This window comes from Mycobacterium sp. 852002-10029_SCH5224772 (genome assembly GCF_001667315.1).
Classification (GTDB): domain Bacteria; phylum Actinomycetota; class Actinomycetes; order Mycobacteriales; family Mycobacteriaceae; genus Mycobacterium.
On sequence record NZ_LZHT01000121.1, the window covers coordinates 1 to 739 of the forward strand.

At 70.0% G+C, this 739-nt stretch carries 1 protein-coding gene; it reads left to right on the plus strand.

All coding sequences use genetic code 11. The features are described 5' to 3' along the window. Positions 1-739: DUF222 domain-containing protein (locus A5775_RS21550; RefSeq protein ID WP_156660804.1), on the plus strand; the 739-nt coding region annotated here is incomplete at both ends.

The window sequence follows — 739 nt, forward strand, 5'->3', positions numbered from 1 at the left end:
AGCGCCTCGAGCGCGTCGCGCGTCGGGTCCGCGTACCCGGGCACACCTTGATCAACGAACTACGCGCCCAGGCCACCACGACAGAGCTGGGCGACACGCTGGGGCGTGCGTTGGCCGAGCGGTTACGCATCACCACCGCCGATGCCGGGCGCCGGGTGGCCGAGGCCGCCGATCTCGGGCAGCGTCGTGCGCTGACCGGGGAGTTGTTGGCGCCCACCTTGGGGGCCACCGCGGCCGCCCAACGCCAGGGATTGATCGGCGATGGGCATGTGCGGGTGATTCGCGGGTTTTTTGCCGACCTGCCCTACGAGATCGACGCCTGCACCCGCGAGGACGCCGAGGCCGATCTGGCGCGTCAGGCCAGCAGGTTTCGCCCCGATGAGTTGGGCCAATACGCCCGCCGGGCGATGGGCTGGCTCAACCCCGACGGGAAACTCAATGATGCCGAACGTGCCCGCAAGCGCGGCATCACCATCGGGGCCCAGCACTACGACGGCATGTCACCCATCCGCGGGTATCTGACCCCCGAGGCGCGCGCCACGTTCGAACCCGTGCTGGCCAAACTCGGGGCCCCCGGGGCGTGTAACCCCTACGATGAGGTTCCCCTCATCGATGAGGTTCCTGATGAGGATGCGGCGCGCCGCGATATGCGCAGCCCGGCGCAACGCAATCACGACGCCCTGCTGGCCGGGCTGCGCGCCCTGCTGGCCTCCGGCGAGTTGGGCTGCCACAACGGCCT